The organism is Nonomuraea sp. MTCD27, assembly GCF_041950495.1.
GTDB lineage: Bacteria > Actinomycetota > Actinomycetes > Streptosporangiales > Streptosporangiaceae > Nonomuraea.
On record NZ_JBGNUW010000001.1, the window covers coordinates 1 to 21,825 of the forward strand.

Sequence of the window (21,825 nt, forward strand, 5' to 3'; positions counted from 1 at the left end):
GCCGGTCGGTGGCGGGCCGGTCGGTGGCGGGGCGGGCGGTGGCGGGCCGGTGGGTGGCGGGCCGGTCGGTGGCGGGCCGGTCGGTGGCGGGCCGGTCGGTGGCGGGCCGGTCGGTGGCGGGCCGGTCGGTGGCGGGCGGCGGCCGCGGCGCGGCCGCCGCCCGGAGCGTGACGGGTTACTCGGAGGAGAAGGCGGCGTCGAAGGCGGCGGCCGGCGGGGTGATGGCGTTGAGCGAGCGGATGTAGGCGAGGGATTCCGGCGCGCCGTGCAGCCGGTCCATGCCCGCGTCCTCCCACTCGATGGAGATCGGTCCGTCGTAGCCGATGTGGTTGAGCGCCCGGAAGCACGCCTCCCACGGCACGTCGCCCCGGCCGGTGGACACGAAGTCCCAGCCGCGCCGGGGGTCGGCCCAGGCGAGGTGGGAGGACAGGCGGCCGCGCCGCCCGTCGCGGGTGGCCACCCGGGCGTCCTTGCAGTCCACGTGGTAGATCCGGTCGGCGAAGTCGAGGATGAAGTTCGCCGGGTCCAGGTCCTGCCACACCATGTGCGAGGGGTCCCAGTTCAGGCCGAAGGCCGGCCGGTGCCCGATGGCCTCCAGCGTGCGCACCGTGGTGTGGTAGTCGTAGGCGATCTCGCTGGGGTGCACCTCGTGGGCGAAGCGCACGCCCACCTCGTCGAAGACGTCGAGGATCGGGTTCCAGCGGTCGGCGAAGTCGGCGTACCCCGCCTCGATCATCGACGGCGGCACCGGCGGGAACATCGCCAGCGTGTGCCAGATCGACGAGCCGGTGAAGCCGACGACGGTCGTGACGCCGAGCGCGGCCGCCGCCCGGGCGGTGTCCTTGATCTCTTCGGCGGCGCGCTGCCGTACGCCTTCGGGCTCGCCGTCGCCCCAGATGCGGGCGGGCAGGATGCCCTTGTGCCGCTCGTCGATGGGGTGGTCGCAGACCGCCTGGCCGACCAGGTGGTTGGAGATCGTCCACACCCCGAGGTTGTACTTGGCCAGGGTCTCCTTCTTGCGTTCGATGTAGGAGTCGTCCGCGATGGCCTTGTCGACCTCGAAGTGGTCGCCCCAGCAGGCGATCTCCAGGCCGTCGTAGCCCCATTCGGAAGCCAGCCGGCAGACCTCCTCGAACGGAAGGTCCGCCCACTGCCCCGTGAACAACGTGACCGGTCTCGTCATGAATCCTCCACAGTCGTGAAGCGGCTGCTCAGCCGCGCTCTGCTCGACGGCCGCCGGCGCCCGCGGACCGCCCTCGAAGGACGGAGCGGGGTCGGTGCCGGCGGCGATCGTCTCCGAAGTCCTTCATCTCATGGACGAAGGCGTGCTCGTAACCGAGGCCGTGACCCGGCGGCCACCGCGCCCCGGCGTACGGGTGGCCGGCTCGGTGACCTGCACCCGCCGGAATCCGTGCTCGGCGCTGGGCGACCATGCTGCGCCACGTCTGGGAACGGGGCCGGCCCGTGAACGAGTAGCCGACCGTGCCGATCCCGATGACGGGTCTCAAGACTCGAACCCGAGGGGCAGGTACTGGGCGGCGTTGTCCTTGGTGATGGTCTCCGAGGCCAGCGTGATCGACTGCGGGACCTGCTGCTCCAGCAGGTCGCTCATGCCCTTGCCCTGGGCGATCAGCCGGGCGATCTTGATCGCCGAGGCGGCCATGGTCGGAGGGTAGGTGACGGTGGCCTTCAGCACGCCGCTGTCGGCCTGGATGTCACGCATCGCGTTGGCCGAGCCCGCGCCGCCGACCATGAAGAACTCGTTCCGGCCGGCCTCCTTGATCGCGGCCAGCACGCCGATGCCCTGGTCGTCGTCATGGTTCCAGATCGCGTCGATCTTCTTGTGCGCCTGCAGCAGGTTGCTGGCCACCTGCGTGCCGGACTCCACCGTGAACTTGGCGTCCTGTTGCGCGGTCACGGTGAAACCGTACGTCTTCAAGGCGTCGGCGAAGCCCTTGCTGCGGTCCTGGGTCAGCGGCAGCGTGGCGATGCCCTGGATCTCCAGGATGACCGGGTTGGAGACGCCCTTGTCCTTCAGCGTCTTGCCGACGTGGTGGCCGGCGGCCACACCCATGCCGTAGTTGTCTCCCCCGATCCAGGCCCGGTACGACAGCTTGTCCGGGAAGATGCGGTCCACGTTGACCACCGGGATGCCCGCGTCCATGGCCTGCCGGGCGACCTGGTTGAGCTGCTGGCCGTCGTTCGGCAGGATCACCAGCACGTTGACCTTCGCCTGGATCAGCGACTCCACCGCCGAGATCTGCTGGTTGATGTCGTTGGTCGGCTCGACCGGCTTGAACTCGACGTCGGTGTACTGCTTGGCCGCGTCCGCCGCGTTCTTGCTGATGGCGGCGATCCAGCCGTGGTCGGCGGCCGGGGCCGAGAAGCCGATGACGACCTTCTCACCGGGGGTGTCGTTGCCGCTGTTCGCCGAGGGAGCGGCGGCCGGCCCGCTCGCCTGCGCCGCCTGCGGGGTGGCGGCCGGCTCGTTGCTGGTGCAGGCGCTGACCAGGGCGCCCGCGCCGAGGGCGGCGCCGCTGAAGAGGAAGCCGCGCCGGGCGACGTTCTTGTCCATCTGTTCTCTCCTTGCTGAAGCCGGAAGGGTGACGGTCCGGCTCTGGTGTCAGGGGTGTGTCTTGAGGCTTCGCCCGAACCGCCCGCTAGCGTGGACGTCGGACGGTGACCGCGGCACACGGGCCTCCCTCGGTTCGGCGTGGCTGTGCCCCGCCCGCCTGACGGCGCCGGTTGGCACCACCGCGGCAGCACCGAGGTCGGCGTCAACGGTGCCGGTGCGGCTCGGACGGCCGATCAGGCGGGCGGGACGTTCTGGGCGGAAAAGGCACTGGATGGAAAGGGCGCTGGGTGGAAAAGGCACTGAGGTGGAAAGGCGCTGGTCAGAGAAGGCACGGCAGGGTAAGGGCACGGCGGTGCCCGTCCGCTCGACGGCATACGCCATGGCCGCGGCACGCGGAATGTGCCGAGGCGGTGCGAACGGGACAGTCAGGCGGACGGGGCGGTCAGGGGCGGGCTGTTCAGGGGGCGGGTCGGGACCGCGTGGCGGGCGCGCGGGTCAGGGTGAGTGGGGCGACCAGGCCGTCGGGGTTCCCTCGATCACCCCGATGGCCGGAGACATTCGGATGGAGATGCTGGTGGGGTCGGACAGCGCTCGTTCGACGACGACTCCGGCCGCTCCGCGTGAGGCGGCGCCGAAGCCCAGGTCGGAGGCGGCGAACCGGCAGCGCTCGACGGCGTCGCTCATGCCCATGCGGGCGAGCTCCCGCCGCGCCGCGGGGATGAGCGGGTCGGCGAGCCGGGCGAAGTAGCCGCCCAGCACGATCACCCGCGGGTTGAAGAGGTTGATCAGCATGGCCGCTCCGATCCCGAGCCACCGGCCGACCTCCGCGACGGCGGCGTCGACGCGGGGATCTCCTTCGGCTCGCCGCTGCTCGATCTCGGCCAGGCGCTCCTCCGGGTCGCGGACGACCTGCGGGCCCGTGCCGTACGCGCGGTCGGGCGTGGCCATGCGGACCAGCGCGGCCAGCCCGACTTTGGTCTCCCAGCAGCCGACACGGCCGCACCGGCACCGCTCGCCGGACGGATCGATCATGACGTGGCCGACCTCTCCCGCGAAGCCGTCCGCCCCGCCCAGGAGCCGGCCGCCGGAGATGACGCCGCCCCCGACGCCCACCTCGCCGGTGAGGCAGACCAGGTCGGAGGTGCCCGCCGCGACGCCCGAGGTGTACTCGGCCAGGGCGGCGAGGTTGGCGTCGTTGTCCACCGCGATGGGGATGTCCCCCGCGATGTCCGCTTGGGACAGCCGCTCGGCCACCGCCACCCCGCGCCAGCCGAGGTTCGGGGCGACGACGACGGTGCCGGTGGTGGTGTCGATCAGGCCGGGGACGGCCACGGTGATCCCGGCCGGCGTGACCCCGAGCCGGTCGAGGTCGGCGACGGTCCTCTCGACCATGCGGGCCAGCTCGTCCAGTGAGCGTCCGGGGCCGGAACCCATGGCGTCGAAGCCGATGCGCCGGTCGATGAGCACTCTTCCGGCCAGGTCGGTGGCGATCGCGGCGATGTAGTCGACGTTGACCTCCACGCCCAGGGCGCCGACCCGGGAGCCGTCCAGGCCGAGCGCGACACCCGGGCGGCCGACGGAGCCCGCGTACTGCGGCCCCATCTCCTTGACCAGCCCGCGCGCCTGCAGCTCGTTCACCAGGCTGGTGACGGTGGCCTTGTTCAACCCGGTCGCGACGGCGACGGCCGACCGGGAGCACGGGCCGCACGCGCTCACGTGACGCAGCACGAGGGCGAGGTTGGAGCGGCGCACGGTGGCCTGGTCCGCGGGGGCTCCCGCGGGTCCGCCGCGACTCGCCGAGTCGGTCGCGTGGCCGTCGGCCCGGTCGTGGTCCACGCTCCTCCTCGATTAGTGCGGATGGCTAGCCGAATTAAAGGGGGCGGCTTCTGAGGACACAAGGCTGAAATCGGTTGCAATTTCGGTAACGTTCCGGTAACTGGCCCGGGAATGGCCGCTGAAGTGCACGGAGATCAGCGATGCCAACTCGTTACGAATGTGAGGGGTGCACGGCCGGACATTCGCGTGTTACAACTCCGATTAATTGATCTCGGAGACAAACAAAGGGGCAGGTGGTGCGCATGACGTACAAGCCGCCCAACCGCGCTCCGGGCGGCGCTCCGCCGGCGGGTCCCGCCGCGCTGCGCCGGGCGAACCTGTCTCTGGTGCTGCGCGAACTGCGCGAGCACACGTCCCTGTCCCGCGCCGACGTCGCCGAGGCGACCGGGCTGCATCGGGCCACCGTCTCCAACCTCATGGCCGAGCTCCTGGAACGGCGCCTGGTACGCGAGGTCGGCGTCGAGCACGTGGGGGCGGTCGGGCGTCCCAGACGGGCGGTGGCGCTGCACGGGGCGCACGTCGGCGCCCTGGGCATGGAGATCAACGTCGACTACATCGCGGTCCACGGCACCGACCTCAGCGGCCGGGTCCTGGTCGAGCGCCGGGTCGTCTACGACGCCATGGGCAGCGGCCCGGACAGCTCCGTCCGCCGGCTCGGGCTCGTGGCCAAGGAGGCCGTGGAGGCGATGCGGCGGGCCGGAGCGGCTCCCGCCGGCATCGCGGTGGCCGTCCCCGGGCTCGTGGACGTGGCCCGCGGCGTCGTGACGCTCGCGCCGAACCTCTACTGGCACGAGCTGCCCCTGGCCGACCAGCTGAGCTCCGTGCTCGGCCCGCTGCGCGTGCCGGTCCGGGTGGACAACGACGCGAACCTCGCCGCGCTGGCCGAGTTCACCTCCGGCGTCGCCGCCGGCACGCCCTACCTGGTGTACCTCACGGGCGAGGTCGGCGTCGGCGGGGGAATCATCCTGGGCGGCGAGCTCCTGCGCGGAGCGGACGGATTCTCCGGTGAGGTCGGGCATCTGCAGGTGGACCCGCACGGCACCCAGTGCGGCTGTGGCCGCATCGGCTGCTGGGAGACCAAGGTCGGCCTGGCCGCGCTCGTACGGGCGGCCATGCCGGAGCAGGCGTACGGGCTGCCCGGCATGCCGGTGCCCGACCCCGGCGAAAGGGTGGCCGACATCGCCAGGGGCCTGGCCTCCGGCGACCAGCGGATGACGACGGCGGTGGCACAGGTCGGCGAGTGGCTCGGGCTCGGCGGCTCGATCCTGGCCAACCTGTTCAACCCGCGAGTGATCGTCATCGGCGGCTACTTCGCCTCGCTGGCCGAGTGGCTGCTGCCACACGCGCAGGACCAGCTGCAACGGCTCATGGTGGCCGCTCCCGCCGCCCAGTGCCGATTCGTCGCCTCCACGCTCGGCTTCGGCGCCGCCTCCCGCGGCGCCGCGAGCATGGTGGTCAGCGACATCATCGACGACCCGACGACGATCATGGATTCGCCACCCAGGCCGGCACCTTACTGACGGCCCCCACAGACCTGGAGACGGCACCCTCCAGCACCCGCAACATCCGCTACCACCAAGTGGCAACAGCGCGGCGGCGCGCGCCTTGCCTGACGTCCCCCGGTCAGGAAGGGTTTCCATGTCACCACGTCATCGAACGTGGGCCAGGCTGCTCAACGCGGCCCTGCCAGCACGCGGACGACGCCCGAGGCGTCGAATCGCGACGACGATGGCCTTAGCCATCATCGCCCCCTTCATCACGCTCCTCGCGGCGCCCGTGAGCGCCGAGGCCGCCACGGCGGCGGAGCCCGCGTTCAAGGTGCTCGTCTTCTCGAAGACGACCGGCTTCCGGCACGACTCGATCCCCGAGGGCATCGCGGCCGTGCAGAAACTCGGCCAGGAGAACAACTTCGCGGTCGACACCACCGAGGACAGCGCGCTGTTCACGGACCAGAACCTGGCGCAGTACCAGGCCGTGGTCTTCATGTCCACGACCGGCGACCCGCTGGGCACGCAGGACCAGAAGGACGCCTTCCAGCGCTACATCCAGGGTGGCGGCGGCTTCGTCGGCGTCCACGCCGCCGCCGACAGCGGGTACAACTGGGCCTGGTACGGCAAGCTGGTCGGGGCGTACTTCAAGCAGCACCCGGCGATCCAGCAGGCCACGGTCAAGGTCGAGGACCCGGCGCACCCGTCGACCAAGGACCTGCCGACGACCTGGACCCGTACCGACGAGTGGTACGACTACCAGGCGAACCCGCGTGGCACGGTCCACGTGCTGACCTCGATGGACGAGAAGTCCTACACGGGCGCCACGATGGGCGCCGACCACCCGAACACGTGGTGTCAGGACTACGACGGCGGCCGTTCGTGGTACACCGGGCTCGGCCACCTCAAGGAGAACTACAGCGAGCCCAACTTCCTGAAGCTGCTGCTCGGCGGCATCCAGACCGCCGCCGGCGCGGTCAAGGCCGACTGCTCGGCCTCGCAGAGCTCCAGCTTCGAGAAGGTCACGCTCGACGACAACACCTCGAACCCGATGATGGTGGACGTCGCCAAGGACGGCCGGGTCTTCTACATCGACCGGCTCGGCGAAGTCAAGATCATCAAGCCGGCCGGCGGCACGGTGACGGCGGCGAAGCTGAGCGTCTTCACCGCCAACGAGAGCGGCCTGCTCGGGCTGGCGCTCGACCCCGCCTTCGACTCCAACCACTGGGTGTATCTCTACTACTCGCCCACCGGGACGAACGTCGACCGGCTGAGCAGGTTCACCGTCACCGGTGACACGCTGGACCTGACGAGCGAGAAGAGGATCCTCGACGTCCCGGTGCAGCGGGCCGAGTGCTGCCACCACGGCGGCGGCATGGTGATCGACCCCAAGACCGGCGATCTGTGGCTGGCCACGGGCGACAACACCAACCCGTTCGCCTCCGACGGCTACACGCCGATCGACGAGCAGTCGGGCCGCTCCAGCTGGGACGCCCAGCGCACCGCGGGCAACACCAACAGCCTGAGCGGCAAGCTGCTGCGGATCCACCCCGAGGCCGACGGCACCTACACCATCCCGGCCGGAAACCTGTTCGCGCCGGGCACGGCGAAGACCAAGCCGGAGATCTACGGCATGGGCCTGCGCAACCCGTTCCGCATGGGTCTCGACCCCAAGACGGGCCACATCATGCTCGGCGAGTACGGCCCCGACGCCAACTCGGCGAGCTCCACCCGGGGTCCGCAGAACACGGTCGAGTGGAACCTCGTCTCGAAGCCGGGCAACTACGGCTGGCCGTACTGCGTCGGCAACAACACCCCGTACGTCGACTACAACTTCGCCACCAAGCAGTCGGGCTCGCCGTTCAACTGTGCCGCGCCGGTCAACGACTCCCCGAACAACGACGGCCTGGCCGGCCTGCCGCCGGTGGTGCCCGCGACGATCTGGTACCACTACGCGGCCGACCCGCAGAACTTCCCGGAGCTGAGCGGTGGCGCGCCGATGGGCGGCCCGGTCTTCCGCTCCGACCCGAACCTGCAGTCGGACGTGAAGTGGCCGGCGTACTGGGACGGCAAGGCGGTCTTCGGTGAGTGGAACAACGACAAGGTGTGGTCGTTCCAGGTCGACGAGACCGGCACCAAGCTCGTCGAGATGAACCCGATCCTCGGCTCCCTGACGTTCAAGAAGCCGATGGACATGAAGTTCGGCCCCGACGGCGCGCTGTACATGGTCGAGTGGGGCTCCGGCTTCGGCGGCGACAACGCCGACTCCGGCATCTACCGCATCGAGTACACCAAGGGCACCCGCCCGCCGATCGCCCGCGCCACGGCGGACAAGACGGACGGGCCGCTGCCGCTGGCCGTCACGTTCTCCAGCGAGGGCAGCCGGGACCCCGACGGCAAGACGCTCACCTACGCGTGGGACCTCGACGGTGACGGGGACACCGACTCCACCGACCCGGATCCCTCCTTCACCTATGAGGAGGGGGGCGACTACAGCGTGGTCCTGACCGTCACGAACCCCGACGGCAAGACCGCCACCGCCAGCGTGTCGATCAGCGCGGGCAACACCCGTCCCACCGTTTCGGTGAACGTCCCGCCGAACGGCGCCTTCTTCGAGTTCGGCGACCAGGTGAAGTTCAAGGTCACCGTCACCGACCCCGAGGACGCCACGATCGACTGCGACAAGGTCCAGATCCAGGCGATCCTCGGCCACGACAGCCACGGCCACCCGCTCGACCAGCTCAAGGGCTGTGAGGGCGTGCTGCAGACCCAGCAGGCGGGCCACGGCGAGTACGACAACCTCTTCTACGCCATCGAGGCCAGCTACACCGACGAGGGCGCGGGCGGCGCCAAGCCGCTGACCGGGCGGGGCCAGGTCCTCCTGGAGCCCAAGCGCAAGCAGGCCGAGCACTTCTCGCAGACCGGCCGGGTGGCCGACGGCAAGGGCACTGACACCGCGGGCGTCCAGGCGGAGACCACGAGCGACACCCAGGGCGGCAACCAGCACGTCGCGTTCGTCCAGGACGGCGACTGGTGGTCGTTCGACCCGGTGAGCCTGTCGAACGTCACCGCGATCCGGCTCCGGGCCTCCTCGGGCGGCGCCGGCGGGACCGTGCAGGTCCGGGCGGGCAACCCGGCGACCGGAACGCTGATCGGTTCGGTCGACGTGACACCTACCGGCGGCTGGCAGACGTTCACCGACGTCACACTCGACCTGACCGGCCCACCGACCGAGAGCGGACCGCTGTACTTCGTGGTGCGCAAGCCGGCGAGCGCGGCCGACAACGCCTACCTGGCCAACTTCAACTGGGTCGACTTCGTCGGCAAGGGCGCCACGGACAACCAGCATCCGGTCGTGACCGCGACGGCGACCCCGGCGACGGGCGTAGCCCCGCTGAAGGTCGACCTCAAGGCGACGGCCACCGACCCCGAGGGCGACCCGATCACCTACAAGTGGAACTTCGGGGTGAACGGTGCGCCGGAGCCCACCACCGCCGAGGCGAGCCACACCTACACCGCGCCGGGCACCTACACGGCCGTGGTGACCGTGTCCGACGACAAGGGCGCGTCGGCCACCGCCCAGGTCCCGATCAAGGTGGACGCGCCGGCCACGGTGTGCTTCACCGGCCGCTCCGACGACTTCCCGGGGAACCAGCTCGACCGTGACCGCTGGTCGGTCATCCGGGAGAACCAGGACCTCAAGGTCGCGGACGGCAAGCTCGTGATCCCGACCTCGACCACCGACATCTACGGCACGGGCGGCAACACGCCGAACATCGTGGTGCAGCCGGCGCCGTCGGGGGCCTGGACCGCCACCGCCAAGCTCACGCTGGACGCGCGTGACGCGTACCAGCAGGCGGGCCTGATCATCTACGGCGACGACGACAACTACGCCAAGATGGTGCTGCAGGCGCGCTCGACCTCGGGTTCCAACCACGCCAGCCGTATCTTCCAGTTCATCCGGGAGGAGAACGCCGCCCCGAACGAGGTGTCGCAGAGCAACACGGCCAACCTCGGGGACTCCTACCCCGACACGGTGTACGTGCGGTTCGTCAGCGACGGCGGCGACATCACCGCCCACTACTCCTCGGACGGCACCACGTTCACCGCGATGCCGCAGACCAAGTCGCTCGCCGGGATCACCAACCCGAGGATCGGCCTGCTCTCGCTGGCCGGGGCCGATCACCCGGTGGTGGACGCGTCCTTCGACTGGTTCCACATCACGCCGGACGACAAGGCGACCGGGCCTGAACCGGACGACGAGTTCGACGGCACCTCGCTCGACGCCTGCCGCTGGAACGCGATCGTGCGCCCCGACGCCACGGCGGCGCGCGTGAGCGGCGGCAAGCTCGAGCTGGACACCCCGCAGGGTGACATCTACGGGACCGGCAACAGCGACCCGAAGAACCTCATCCTGCAGAAGGCGCCGAGCGGCGACTGGACGCTGGAGACCAAGGTGGACGCCTCGGCCCTCAGCGAGCAGTACCAGCAGGGCGGCCTGATGGTGTACGCCGGCGACGACGACTACGTGAAGCTCGACTTCCTCACCACCAACTCCGCGGGGTCGACGGTGGCGCGGAGCATCGAACTGCGCAGCGAGGTCGGCGGCACCGTGCAGAACCCGCAGCCGCAGGTGAACAACCTCACCACCGGCGTGTGGTGGTTGCGGCTGAAGAAGGAGGGCGGCACCTTCACCGGCTCCTACTCCTCCGACGGCCAGACCTGGACGGATCTCGCCGCGCCGGTGGAGAACAGCGCGGTGGCCACCGGCGCCAAGGCCGGCGTGTACGCCATCGGCACCAACCAGTCGGCGTCGAAGACGGTCACGTTCGACTACTTCCACCTGACCAAGGGAGCGTCGGGCGAGGATGAGACCGCGCCGGTGACGACGGCGACGACCGATCCGGAGCAGCCGCCGGCGGGCGGCACGTTCACCGGTCCGGTCTCGGTCACGCTGACGGCCGCCGACGAGGACGGCGGCAGCGGGGTCGACAAGACCGAGTACCAGCTCGACGGCGGCGGCTGGACCGCCTACACCGGACCGGTCACCGTGACCGGCGACGGGCAGCATGAGCTGCGCTACCGCTCGGCCGACAAGGCGGGCAACGTCGAGGAGGCCAAGACGCTGACGCTGACCATCTCGGCGTCCTCGTCGCAGGTCAAGCTGACGGTCTCCGCCTCGTCCCGCTGCATCGGCACCTCGGCGTACGTGGCGGTCACGGCCGTCAACGGCTCCGACGTGCCGGCGACGGTGACGCTGACCACCCCGTTCGGTTCCAAGACCGTGGCCGGCGTGGCCCCGGGCAAGCAGGCGTACCAGTCCTTCAACAGCCGGGCCGGGCAGATCGACGCGGGCACGGCGACCGTGAAGGGGACCGCGACGATCGGCGGCGAGCAGGTCACCTCGTCGTACGAGGCCGCCTACCCGGCGCTCAGCTGCGGCTGACCGCGCCGGCGGTGACCACGGTCCAGGCGACCGGGACACCGCCCCAGCAGAACCGGGGCCGGCCGGCCGATCAGCCCGCCGTCCCCCCCCCCCACCCGGCCCCGCCCGCCCTATCCGCCGGCCGCCCCCGCCCCCCATCAATGGAGCGAAGACATGAAGATCAACAGGACTACGCAACTGCTCGCCGCGGCGGTGCTCGGTGTTGCGCTCGCCGGCGTCGGCGCCGGCGTGGCCGGTCCCGCGGTGGCGGACGACGACCCCGAGAAGGGCATCGACGTGTCGGTGACGATCGAGCCCAACACCACTCCCGGTCAGGTGTCCATGACCGTCGCCGACAACGGCGGGGTGTCCCTGCAGGAGGACGGCTCCAACGCCGCCGCCCGCCAGTTCATCGGCACCCTGCCGACGGTCACGGTGACCGACAGCCGCCGTCCCGAGGAGATCCCCGCCGGTGACTTCTGGGCGGTCGTCGGCCAGGCCAGCGAGTTCACCGCGACGAGCGGTTCCGCGCCGCCCATCGGCCCGCAGTACCTGGGCTGGCGGCCGCGCCTGCTGAGCGACTCCTCCACCGGGGCGGTGGAGGCCGGTGAGCCCGTCTCCAGTGTCATCTCCGACGGCTCCGGGGCGCCCACCGTCGGTCTGCAGGGCCAGGAACTGCTGGTGTCGACGGCGAACTCCGCCGACGAGATCGGCACCTGGCAGGTCAACGCCGACCTCGCGCTGCGCACTCCCGCCGACGTCGCCGCCGGCGAGTACCACTCGACCCTGACGCTTTCGCTGTTCAACCAGTCCTGAACCGGAGGCAGGACGCCATCGCCCGCTGTGGGCGGCCGGGGCCTGTGCCAGGCCGCCCACGATGAGACTGGAGACACCTCTGTTGACCACAAGCCGTAAGCGAGCCGCCCTCGCCCGCCTCGCCGCCTTACCCGTTCTCGGCGTTGCCCTGCTGGTCGCCACTCCGTCCGACGCGGTGGCGTCCGCCACACCGTCGGACACAGTGGCGTCCGCCACCCCGTACGGCACGGTGGCGTCCGCCACCCCGGCCGGCGCCGACATCACCTGGTCGGTGGTGCCGGCCAACGCCGGCGGTCCCGACGGCCGCAGCGTCATCGACCTCGAACTCGCCGGCGGCCAGCAGGTGGTGGAGCACGTGGCGGTCATCAACCGCTCCACCCAGCCGGTCGACTTCGCGATCGACGCCAACGACGGCTACCTGACCTCCAAGGGCTACTTCGACATGCGGCCCTCGGACACCGCACCCACCGACGGCGGCTCCTGGATAGCGGTCCCCGAGAAGGTGACCATCGCCGCCGGGGCCACCTCCGTCGTGCCGGTGACGGTGTCGATCCCGCAGAACGCGACGCCGGGGGACCACCCCGCGGGTGTGACCGCGTCCCTGGAGACCGTCTCCGGCCAGGTACGGGTCCAGAACCGGGTGGGCGTCCGCCTGAACATCCGCGTCACCGGCGACTTCGTGGCCAAGGTCGCCGTGACCGACGTGCGGGCCGAGTACACGGGGTCGTGGAACCCTTTCGCCGCCGGATCGGTCGCGGTGACCTACACCGTGGCCAACGTCGGCAACGTCCGGCTGGTCACGGACAACCGGGTTCTGACGTCCACGTTCGTGGGTGAGAGCAGCTGGAGCGACCCGTCCGCGGCCAAGGCCAGGGAACTCATGCCGGGCGGCAGCCGCACGTTCGTCGCGCGGGTGCCGGGCGCCTGGCCGCTGGGGCCCGTCGGCACGACGGTCACGGCGATCCCCTCCCCCGCGGGCCAGCCGCTTCCTGGCGTCACCGCCGAGCGGGTGGCGATCGACACCACGGTCTGGGCCCTGCCGTGGCCGCAGCTCGGCTTCCTCGCCCTGCTCGTCCTCGCCTTCCTCGCCATCCGGCTGATCGCCGCCCGGCGCCGCAGGCGTATCGAAGAGTTGATCATGCTTGCCGCCCGAGGCGCGCCTCAGCAGGCGTGAGCACCATCGACATCCGCCCTCAGGAGGTGGCCACCATCAACCGACTCAGGCAACCGCCCCCGGTACGGCGTGCGATGCGGGGCCGCGTGCTCGCCCTCATCGCCGCGTTCACGCTCGGCGCGATCGTCGCCGGCGGTGCGGTGTTCGGCATGACCCGGCCGAGCTCGATCGAGCGGACGGCCGATCGCCTCCGTGCCGAGTCCGCCCTCCGCGACAAGACGCAGATCAAGACCCTGACGGAGCTGGCCCGCAGCACGCGGGCCCGGCTCGTCCCCGTGCTCGACGGGCTGAACCGGGCCATGCCCGCCGACGGCACCGCGGGGCCCGTCGCGGTGACCGCCGCCGACGTCGAGACCTGGCAGCAGGCGGCGGCCGCGGCCGTCCAAGGCTTCGCCGACCCGCCGTCCGGTGAGACCGCCACCAACGTGGCGCGGTCGAGTCTCGCCTCCGCCGTACGGCAGATCGCCACCACCGTCGACACCTACGCCGCCGCGCGGGACCTCACCGGAGCGGCCCGCGCCGCCGCCATGGACCTGGCCGTACGGCAGCGCGCCGACGCGCTCTTCACCTGGTCGATCGGAGCCACCGCTCTCGACGCCGTGAACATCGACGCGGGCTACGGCCACCAGCACGTGTTCCTACCGACATCACCCGGCGAAGGGGCGCTCACCCCCGACACCGAACCCGAGGGGAGTCACCACTCGTGAAGAAGGCACCGGCATACGTCCTCACCGTCCTGCTGGCCGGGCTCGCTCTGGTGCTCGGAGCACCGGCGGCCTCCGCGCACGGCGGACCCATCGAGCTGGAGGTGACGGGAGACGGCGCCGACAACGTCAACGTGCTGGTGACGTACAAGAAGGACGGCCATCCCGTCACGGAGATCGTCGAGGCGACGCTGACCGCGACCTCGGCCGACGGCCGGTCCTTCGGCCCGGTGCCGCTCCGGTCGGCGAGCGAGGGCCAGAACCTCTACCGCTCCGCCGAGCCGCTGCCGAGCGGGGAGTGGCGGGTCACCGTGACCGCCACCGAACCCTCCAAGGCGAAGAAGACGGTGAAGGTGAAGGCGGGCGTGGTCGCCGCCGTGCCCGTGAGCGCTCCCACCCCGGAGCAGGCGACGGCGCCCGCGCGGAACAGGGCCGCCGCGGCGTCGACCGTGGTGGACGACGAAGGCGCGATGGGGACTCCGCTCAAGATCGGGATCATCGTCCTCGCGGCGCTGGCCGCCGTCGGGGCCTGGATCGGCCTCGCCTGGCGGCACAACCACGCGGGTGTCCGGCGCTGAAGGACCTCGGCGACGGCCACGCCGGCTCGGTGCGAGAGTTGACTTCTGTCATGCGGGACCCGTGACACAGCGCACTGACCCCCGCCGGGCGGAAGGCTCATGCTGAGCGCCATGACCATTCGTCGATTCAGCACGTTCGCCTCGCGGCTGGGAGCCGCGACCCTGGCCGCCGCGCTGCTCGCGGCGGGACCCGCGGCCGCCGCCGAGGACGGCGGCCTCGACCGGCAGCGGCTGCGCCAGACGCTGGACGCCATGCACGAGGCCGGCATGTACGGCACCTACTCGAGCGTCGTGGACGGCCGGCGGAGCTGGAAGGGCGCCGCGGGTGTCGCCGACGTCGAGACCCGCCGCCCGACGCGTCCCGAGATGGTGCACCGGGCCGGGAGCGTCACCAAATCGTTCGTCGCCGTGGCCGTGTTACAGCAGGTCGGCAAGGGCGCGATCGAGCTCGACGCGCCCATCGGCCGCTACCTGCCGGACCTGGTCCCGGGTGAGCGCGGGCAGCGGATCACCGTACGCATGCTGCTCGACCACACCAGCCACATCGCCAACCACACCGAGGTGATCTTCCCGACGATCGAGAGCCTGGACGCCAACCGCTTCCGCGCCTTCCCGCCGGAGGAGCTGGCGCGGGCGGGGCTCGGCGCCCCCGCGACCGGGCAGCCGGGGGTGACACCCGGGGCGTACTCGAACACGAACTTCGTCATCGCCGGCCTGCTGCTGGAGAAGGTGACGGGCACGAGCGCCGAGCGGTACATCACCGACCAGGTCTTCCGCAGGGCCGGGCTGCGGCACACGTCGTTCCCGCGTACGCCGTACCTCCCTGGGCCGAGCTCCAAGGCGTACGAGGCGCTGTTCGGCTACTTCGACCCGCCCAAGGACTACAGCGTCTACAACATGTCCTGGGCCTGGACGTCTGGTGCGGTCGCCTCGACGATGGAGGACCTCAACCGCTTCTTCCGGCTGCTGCTGCGCGGCGAGCTGCTCGACGCTCCCCTGCTCGCCGAGATGCAGAAGACCGTGCCCATCCGGTCGTTCTCGGGCGCCGTGTTCGACTACGGTCTCGGGATCTACCCCCTCGACCTGCCGTGCGGCAGGTTCTGGGGGCACGACGGGAGCATCCCCGGCATGCAGACCTTCGCGTTCTCCGACGCCGACGGCGGCCGCCAGTTCGCCTTCGGCACCAATCTGAGGAACTACCAGCAGCTCGACGAGAGTGGTAGTCCTGTCACGCACGCCATCGACTTCGCGCTCGGGGACCACCTGCTGGAGGCGGCGTGCGGGCCTGACGCCGGGGCGGCGACCAGGGCGGCCCTGCCGCTCCCGGCGATCGGCGTGGACAGGGGCACCGCCACCCCGTGACCGGCGGCGCGGCGCGGGCGGGTCACCCGCTACGGCAAGGCCGCCGCTTCCGGTCTTGCCGTCGTCACCATGGCCTGCCTCCCGGGCGGGCTGTGATCATTCGCAGGCAGGTCCTAGGCTGGCGGGGGTGACGGGATCGGCGGCGGGCGCGCGGACGCAGGAGCAGATGCGGCAGCGGAACCTGAGCGAGGTGCTGCGGTGCGTCCACAAGGACGGGGCGGTGTCCCGGGCCGCGCTCAGCCGCCGGATGGGCCTCAACCGCAGCACCATCATGGACCTGACCGCCGAACTCGCCGCGGCCGGGCTCGTCCGCGAGGGCGCTCCCATCGGGCGGGGCCGCGCCGGGCGCCCGTCCATCGTCGTCATGCCCGAGCGGGGGACGGTGTACGGGCTCGCCTTCGACGTCGCCGTGGATCGGCTGCTCGCGGCCCGCGTCGGGCTCGGGGGCCGGGTCCTCGACCGCCGCGAGGCCGTGCGCGCCCGCGCCGGGGTCGACCTGGAGGACGTCGTCGGCGTCCTCGCCGCCTTCGGTCGCGAACTGGTCGTCGGGGCCGGTCCGGGCGCGTTGTGCGTGGGTGTCGGCGCGTCGTACTGCGGGTTGATCAGGCGCGCCGACGGCACGGTCCGGTACGGGCCGCACCTCGGCTGGGTGGACCAGGCGTTCGGCGCGGAACTCGCCGCCGGGCTCGGCCTCGGGCTTCCCGTCGAGGTGGGCAACGAGGCGCACCTGGGTGCGATCGCCGAGCACGTGCGCGGCGCGGGAAGCGACGTCGACAACCTCATCTACCTGCACGGGGACGTCGGCGTCGGCGGCGGGATCATCGTCGGCGGCAAACTCCTGGACGGCGACGCGGGCTACGGCTGCGAGCTCGGGCACATGCTGGTCAACCCGTTCGACGGGCGGCCCTGCCTGTGCGGGTCGCGCGGCTGCCTGGAGGCCGAGGTGGGGGAAGAGGCGCTGCTCGACTACGCGGGACGGTCCGACGAACTCGTCGGGCGCGACGGCATCCGGGCCGTCGTCGCCCTCGCCGGGGCCGGCGACGCCCGCGCGCGGGACGCCCTCGACCGCGTCGGCGACTGGCTCGGCGTCGGCGTCGTCAACCTCATCAACCTGTTCAACCCGGCGCTCGTGGTCTTCGGCGGGATGCTCCGCGACGTCTACCCGGGCGCCGCGCCACGCGTGCACGCCCGGATCGACGCGCATGTCCTGCCGGTGTCGCGCGAACGTGTCCGCCTGGCCGTGACGGCCCTCGGCGACGACACCACGCTCGCCGGGGCCGCCGAACTCGCCTTCGCGAACCTCCTGGACAACCCCCTCAGCACCTTGGCCGCCCTCCGCTGATCCCGGTCACCTTCCCGCACCGTCCGCGGATGGGTGCTGGCACCCATGCCGCGGCTTTCCCCCGGCGTGCTTTCATCGTGCCGACCGCAGGTACGGCGACGCAGAATCGAGGAGTCGGACGGTCCGGGCCCACGGGCGCGGCCGGGACCGTGAGGCTCGTGGAGGCGCAGGGTGGGGCGAAGCAGAGGGTTCGTCGGGTACACGAGCGCGCCCCTGCGCGGCCTGGCGCTGGCAGGGCTCGCGCTGCTGGGACCGCCGCTCCTGATCGTGATCTTCGTGGGCGCGCACGCGGGGCTGCCGTCCCCGGCGTTCTTCGTCGAGCACGGCCGCCGGCTGCCGGCACTGGCCCGGCGGCTGGCCGCCCGGTGGGGTGGCGTGGAGATCGCCTCGCCCTACCATCCGGCTCCGCCGCCGCCCGTACGCGATGCCGACGGCTGGTACCGCGACGGCGACGCCCTGTTCCGCTCGGCGTTCCTGCCCGCCTACCTGGCGCGGCTGCGGTGGATCGGCCGCGATCCGGCGACCGTGCGCGACCTGTCGTGGATGATGCTCAACCCGCTGGTCGGCGGCGTGCTGGCGGGACTCGCGCCGGCGCTGATCGGCGGCGGGCTCGCGGCGGTGTGGTTCCACCGCCCGGCCGGCGCCGCGGCGATGCTGCTCGGCCTCGCGCTCGGGCCCGGGCTGCTGCACCTGCACGCCCGCTGGACCCGGGTGCTGCTCGCGCCGTCGGCACGCCGCGCGCCGGGTCGCCTCGCGCGGGCCGTCGGGGCGGGGGCCGGCGCCGGGGCCCGTCTGTGCGCGAGCGTCGTGCTGTCCGGGGTGGCGATGGTGTTCGCCGTGGCCCAGGTGGTGTCGATCGGGCTGATGCCGATGCGGCTGTGGCCTGAGACGGTGCTGGGCTCGCGTCGTTTCGTGTCCTGGCGCCGGGCCCGGATCGGCGAGTGGACGGGCGTGCGGATCGCCGAGCCGTACCGCCCCGAGCCGCCGCTGCCCGACCCCGAGCCGGACGGGTCGTACCGGCTGGGGTGGGGGCCGGTCGGGACGGTCCACCAATCGCGGGGAGCCGCCGTGCGGGCGCGGCGCTTCGGATGGATGGTACGCGACCGGGCCTCGTGGCGGGATCTGGCGTGGTTGTTCCTGGAGGTGCCCGTCGCCGCCGTGCTCTTCGCCGGGCCGGCCGCGCTGATCGTCGGCGGGCTGGCCGGGCTGTGCTGGCTGTGGTTGTGGGCCGAGGGGCTGGGCCTCCTCACCGGGCTGACGTGGTCGCCCGACGACCTGCTGCACGCCGCCGTACCGGCGTTGGCGGGCGTCCCGGCTCCGGTGGCCGGCCTGGCCGCCGCCGCCCTCGGCCTGGCGGTCGCCCCGGCGCTGCTGCGCTGCCATGCCCTGCTGAGCCGGTCGCTGCTCGGCCCGACCAGGGCGGCGCTGCTGACGAGCCGGGTGGACACGCTGACCAGCAGCCGCGCCCAGATCCGGGACGCCCAGGCGGCCGAGCTGCGCCGGATCGAACGCGACCTGCATGACGGCGCGCAGGCCCGGTGGGTGGCCGTCGGGATGACGCTGGGGGCGGCGGAAGGGCTCATCGATCGGGATCCCGAGGCGGCCAGGGCGATGATCGCTGGCGCCAAGGACATGTCGGTGATCGCGCTCGGCGAGCTGCGCGAGCTCATCCGGGGCATCCATCCGCCGGTGCTCGCGGACCGCGGGCTCGCCGACGCCGTTCGCACCCTGGCGATGGACGCTCCGCTGGAGGCGGAGGTTCGCGTGCACCTGCCGGGCCGGGTGGCCGCACCGATCGAGGCGGCGGTCTACTTCGCCGTGTCCGAGTTACTGACCAACGCCGCCAAGCACGCCACCGCGACAAGTGTCCTGGTGGAGCTGCGCCACGCGGACGGCGTGCTGACGGTCACCGTGGCCGATGACGGGCGGGGCGGCGCCGCGGCCGGGCGCGGTGGCGGGCTGCACGGCATCCGCCGTCGGCTCGACGGCTTCGACGGAGTTCTGATCCTGTCCAGCCCACCGGGCGGACCGACCGTTGCCATCTTGGAGATCCCATGCGCGTTGTCCTCGCCGAGGACGTCTACCTCCTCCGGGAAGGGCTCACCCACCTCCTGAGAGCTCACGGCGTCGAGATCGTGGCCGCCGTGGACACCGGCGAGGAATTACTGGACGCCCTGGCCACGCACCGGCCGCACGCCGCGATCGTGGACGTGCGCCTGCCGCCCGGCTACACCGACGAAGGGGTGCGAGCCGCCATCGAGGCCCGCACCCGCCATCCCGGATTTCCCGTCCTGGTCCTGTCGCAGTACGTCGAGCAGATCTACGCCCGCGAGCTGCTGGCCGACGGCGCCGGAGGCGTCGGTTACCTGCTCAAGGACCGGGTGTTCGACACGGGCCACTTCGTCGACGCGCTGCGCCGGGTCGCGGCCGGCGGCACCGCCATGGACCCGGAGGTGATCTCGAAGCTGCTCGGCGGCACCTCTCCCCTGCACCCGGTCGCGTCGCTGAGCCCGCGCGAGCGCGAGGTGCTCCAGCTCATGGCGCAGGGGCGGTCGAACGCCGCCATCGCGGGCCGGCTCTACGTCAGCGAGGGTACGGTCGGCAAGCACATCGCCGCCGTCTTCGCCAAGCTCGGCCTCGAGGCCACCGACGACACCAACCGCCGGGTCCTGGCCGTGCTGGCGTTCCTCAACCACGCACGGCCGGGGCCGCCGGACCCCGCTGGGCCTTGATCAACGGGTGGGCCGGACCGACAGGGCATGCCGGAACACCCCGCGCGGGTCCCAGCGGGCCTTCACCCGCTGCAGCCGCGGGTAGTTGCCGCCGTAGTAGAGCGTGGACCAGGGCACGCCGGAGGTGTTCCACGCCGGATCGGCCAGATCGATGTCGGGATAGTTGACGTAGGCGCCGCCGTTCGCGCCGCCCGGGACCGGTACGCCGCCCGTGTCGGCGTACATCGCCTGGTAGAAGCGCCGCACCCACGCGATGCTGTCGGCGCCCTCCCCTTCCGTCCAGGTGCCCAGATGGAGCGCCTTGAGGATCGAGTCGCGCTCGGCCATGGCGGTCGCGCCGGGGGCCACGGTGTTGACCTGCCCGCCGTACGACGCCAGCAGCAGCACCCCGCTCGAAGAGGCCGGACCGGCCACGCTGAGATGGTCGTAGGCGACCCCGATCTGCCGGTCGGTGAACCGCCGGCGCAGCTGGGCGGATTTGGCCTTGAACCTCCCGGACTCCTGGTCGGCACCGAGCGCTTGCGTGCTGACCGCGTGATACCACGGCAGCCGTCGCACCGGAGGGATGTACGCCCGCGCCCCCACTCCCCGCGTCAGCGCCGCGAAGTACTCGGTGAGCAGGCGTTCGGCGTTCGGAACGGAAGCGTCCATCATGGTCGGCAGGATCATGCCGCCGGGATCCGCTCCCTGGGCGCGGCTCTGGACGATCAGCGCGCTCCAGAGCCCCGCGTACGGCGAGCCGGGGGCGCTGTTGCGCTCGTGCCACTCGCCGTGGTTGCGCAGCAAGGTGGTGAAGGACTCCCTGGTCATATCGCTCCACGACCAGGCCGGAGGGCAGACCAGCAGGGCGGGCGGCGGCTTGGGCAGCAGCGCACGGGGGTCCCTCCCCTTCGCCTTCGGGTCGCGCATCCAGTAGCGCGTCACGACGCCGAAGTTCCCGCCTCCGCCGCCCGTGTGCGCCCACCACAGGTCATGGTCGGGGTCGGACGGATCCCTCGTGGCGACCACCGCTCGTGCCCGCCCCGAGCGGTCCACCACCACGACCTCCACGGCGTGCAGGTAGTCGACCACCGCCCCCAACCGGCGCGAGTGCTGGCCGTAGCCGCCGCCGGCGATGTGGCCGCCGGCCGCCACCCCGCCGCACTGGCCGCCGGGAATCGTCACCCCCCAGCCCAGGTACAGCTTCCGGTACACCTGCATCAACGTCGCGCCCGCCTCGATCGCGAACGCGCCGCGCCTGTCGTCGAAGTACACCTCCGACATCTCACACATGTCGATCACGACCTGCGCGCCGTCACCGACGAAGTTCTCGTAGCAGTGGCCGCCGCTGCGCACGGTGACCCGTTTGCCGGCGCCGACAGCCTCCTCCACGGCCCTCTCCACCTGCTCGGTCGAGCCGACCACGTGGAAGTACTCCGGTCGGGGGGTGAACCGCTGGTTCGTCCGGCGCACGGCGAGATCCTCATAGCGCGGGTCACCCGCGGCTACCCGGACCGGCCCCAGTTCCTGAGCCCCCGCTCTGGAAGGCGGGCCGAGGCCCAGCACCGCCGTTCCGCCGACTGCCGCCGCCCCGCCCATGAACCCGCGCCGGGTCACCTTGCTCACGATCGACCACCTCCTGCTCGCAGCTGAAATCCGTGCGTTGGCAACGCTAGGAGCGTGGTCACCGGGCGGGGAACCGCCTTGGCACCCGTCTGAGATGGGAGATAACCCCCAGTCAACCGGCTGTGGCGGATGCCGTACGGGCGCCGCCGGTTTGACGTTGACGCTGCGTCAACTTCTAGCATCGGGGCC

At 71.8% G+C, this 21,825-nt stretch carries 15 protein-coding genes; 11 read left to right on the plus strand and 4 right to left on the minus strand.

What is annotated here, in order from left to right:
- On the plus strand, positions 1–245 hold a 245-nt coding region (locus ACBJ59_RS00005), incomplete at its 5' end, for a hypothetical protein (protein WP_375108078.1).
- Here the strand turns inward: ACBJ59_RS00005 and ACBJ59_RS00010 are convergent.
- The 3 genes from ACBJ59_RS00010 to ACBJ59_RS00020 form a co-directional block, all read right to left on the minus strand.
- Entirely contained in the window at positions 176–1,183 is a 1,008-nt protein-coding gene (locus ACBJ59_RS00010) for a sugar phosphate isomerase/epimerase family protein (protein WP_375108079.1), read from the minus strand. The two genes, ACBJ59_RS00005 and ACBJ59_RS00010, sit on opposite strands and share 70 nt — an antisense overlap.
- A gap of 321 nt (positions 1,184–1,504) precedes the next feature.
- A complete protein-coding gene (locus tag ACBJ59_RS00015; RefSeq protein WP_375108080.1) occupies positions 1,505–2,575 on the minus strand; it encodes an ABC transporter substrate-binding protein in 1,071 nt (356 codons plus the stop codon).
- Positions 2,576–3,070: 495 nt separating this feature from the next.
- Positions 3,071–4,411 carry an ROK family protein gene (locus ACBJ59_RS00020; RefSeq protein WP_375108081.1) on the minus strand — a complete coding sequence of 447 codons (1,341 nt, stop codon included), beginning with the start codon at positions 4,409–4,411 and terminating at the stop codon, positions 3,071–3,073.
- Positions 4,412–4,653: 242 nt separating this feature from the next.
- Here ACBJ59_RS00020 and ACBJ59_RS00025 point away from each other — a divergent pair, with 242 nt between their 5' ends.
- From ACBJ59_RS00025 to ACBJ59_RS00070, 10 genes are all read left to right on the plus strand, one after another.
- On the plus strand, positions 4,654–5,931 hold the full coding sequence (locus ACBJ59_RS00025; protein WP_375108082.1) for an ROK family protein: 1,278 nt from the start codon (positions 4,654–4,656) through the stop codon (positions 5,929–5,931).
- A gap of 208 nt (positions 5,932–6,139) precedes the next feature.
- Positions 6,140–11,344, plus strand: a complete 5,205-nt coding sequence (locus ACBJ59_RS00030; protein ID WP_375108083.1) for a ThuA domain-containing protein — start codon at positions 6,140–6,142, stop codon at positions 11,342–11,344.
- 153 nt (positions 11,345–11,497) lie between these two features.
- On the plus strand, positions 11,498–12,139 hold the full coding sequence (locus tag ACBJ59_RS00035) for a hypothetical protein (RefSeq protein ID WP_375108084.1): 642 nt from the start codon (positions 11,498–11,500) through the stop codon (positions 12,137–12,139).
- An 82-nt stretch (positions 12,140–12,221) separates the two neighbouring features.
- Complete coding sequence (locus ACBJ59_RS00040; RefSeq protein ID WP_375108085.1) at positions 12,222–13,313, plus strand: hypothetical protein; 1,092 nt, start codon at positions 12,222–12,224, stop codon at positions 13,311–13,313.
- Positions 13,310–14,020, plus strand: coding sequence for a hypothetical protein (locus ACBJ59_RS00045; protein ID WP_375108086.1), 711 nt, complete (start codon positions 13,310–13,312; stop codon positions 14,018–14,020). The genes ACBJ59_RS00040 and ACBJ59_RS00045 overlap by 4 nt, the downstream gene beginning before the upstream one ends.
- Entirely contained in the window at positions 14,017–14,595 is a 579-nt protein-coding gene (locus ACBJ59_RS00050) for a hypothetical protein (RefSeq protein WP_375108087.1), read from the plus strand. The genes ACBJ59_RS00045 and ACBJ59_RS00050 overlap by 4 nt, the downstream gene beginning before the upstream one ends.
- Positions 14,596–14,706: 111 nt before the next feature.
- Positions 14,707–15,957 (plus strand): serine hydrolase domain-containing protein, encoded by a 1,251-nt coding sequence (locus tag ACBJ59_RS00055; RefSeq protein ID WP_375108088.1) that lies wholly within the window; start codon positions 14,707–14,709, stop codon positions 15,955–15,957.
- A gap of 118 nt (positions 15,958–16,075) precedes the next feature.
- Positions 16,076–17,299 (plus strand): ROK family protein, encoded by a 1,224-nt coding sequence (locus ACBJ59_RS00060; RefSeq protein WP_375108849.1) that lies wholly within the window; start codon positions 16,076–16,078, stop codon positions 17,297–17,299.
- Between the two features lie 171 nt (positions 17,300–17,470).
- A complete protein-coding gene (locus ACBJ59_RS00065) occupies positions 17,471–19,414 on the plus strand; it encodes a sensor domain-containing protein (RefSeq protein WP_375108089.1) in 1,944 nt (647 codons plus the stop codon).
- Positions 19,354–20,031 carry a response regulator transcription factor gene (locus ACBJ59_RS00070; RefSeq protein ID WP_375108090.1) on the plus strand — a complete coding sequence of 226 codons (678 nt, stop codon included), beginning with the start codon at positions 19,354–19,356 and terminating at the stop codon, positions 20,029–20,031. The genes ACBJ59_RS00065 and ACBJ59_RS00070 overlap by 61 nt, the downstream gene beginning before the upstream one ends.
- Here ACBJ59_RS00070 and ACBJ59_RS00075 read toward each other — a convergent pair whose 3' ends face one another.
- Positions 20,032–21,636 carry a BBE domain-containing protein gene (locus tag ACBJ59_RS00075; protein ID WP_375108091.1) on the minus strand — a complete coding sequence of 535 codons (1,605 nt, stop codon included), beginning with the start codon at positions 21,634–21,636 and terminating at the stop codon, positions 20,032–20,034.
- Between the last annotated feature and the right edge of the window lie 189 nt (positions 21,637–21,825).

Bases quoted from the DNA above. Each gene is read 5' to 3' on its own strand.
- ACBJ59_RS00010 (WP_375108079.1), bottom strand. From the start codon at position 1,183: ATGACGAGACCGGTCACGTTGTTCACGGGGCAGTGGGCGGACCTTCCG.
- ACBJ59_RS00035 (WP_375108084.1), top strand. From the start codon at position 11,498: ATGAAGATCAACAGGACTACGCAACTGCTCGCCGCGGCGGTGCTCGGT.
- ACBJ59_RS00070 (WP_375108090.1), top strand. From the start codon at position 19,354: ATGCGCGTTGTCCTCGCCGAGGACGTCTACCTCCTCCGGGAAGGGCTC.
- ACBJ59_RS00030 (WP_375108083.1), top strand. From the start codon at position 6,140: ATGGCCTTAGCCATCATCGCCCCCTTCATCACGCTCCTCGCGGCGCCC.
- ACBJ59_RS00015 (WP_375108080.1), bottom strand. From the start codon at position 2,575: ATGGACAAGAACGTCGCCCGGCGCGGCTTCCTCTTCAGCGGCGCCGCC.
- ACBJ59_RS00025 (WP_375108082.1), top strand. From the start codon at position 4,654: ATGACGTACAAGCCGCCCAACCGCGCTCCGGGCGGCGCTCCGCCGGCG.
- ACBJ59_RS00055 (WP_375108088.1), top strand. From the start codon at position 14,707: ATGACCATTCGTCGATTCAGCACGTTCGCCTCGCGGCTGGGAGCCGCG.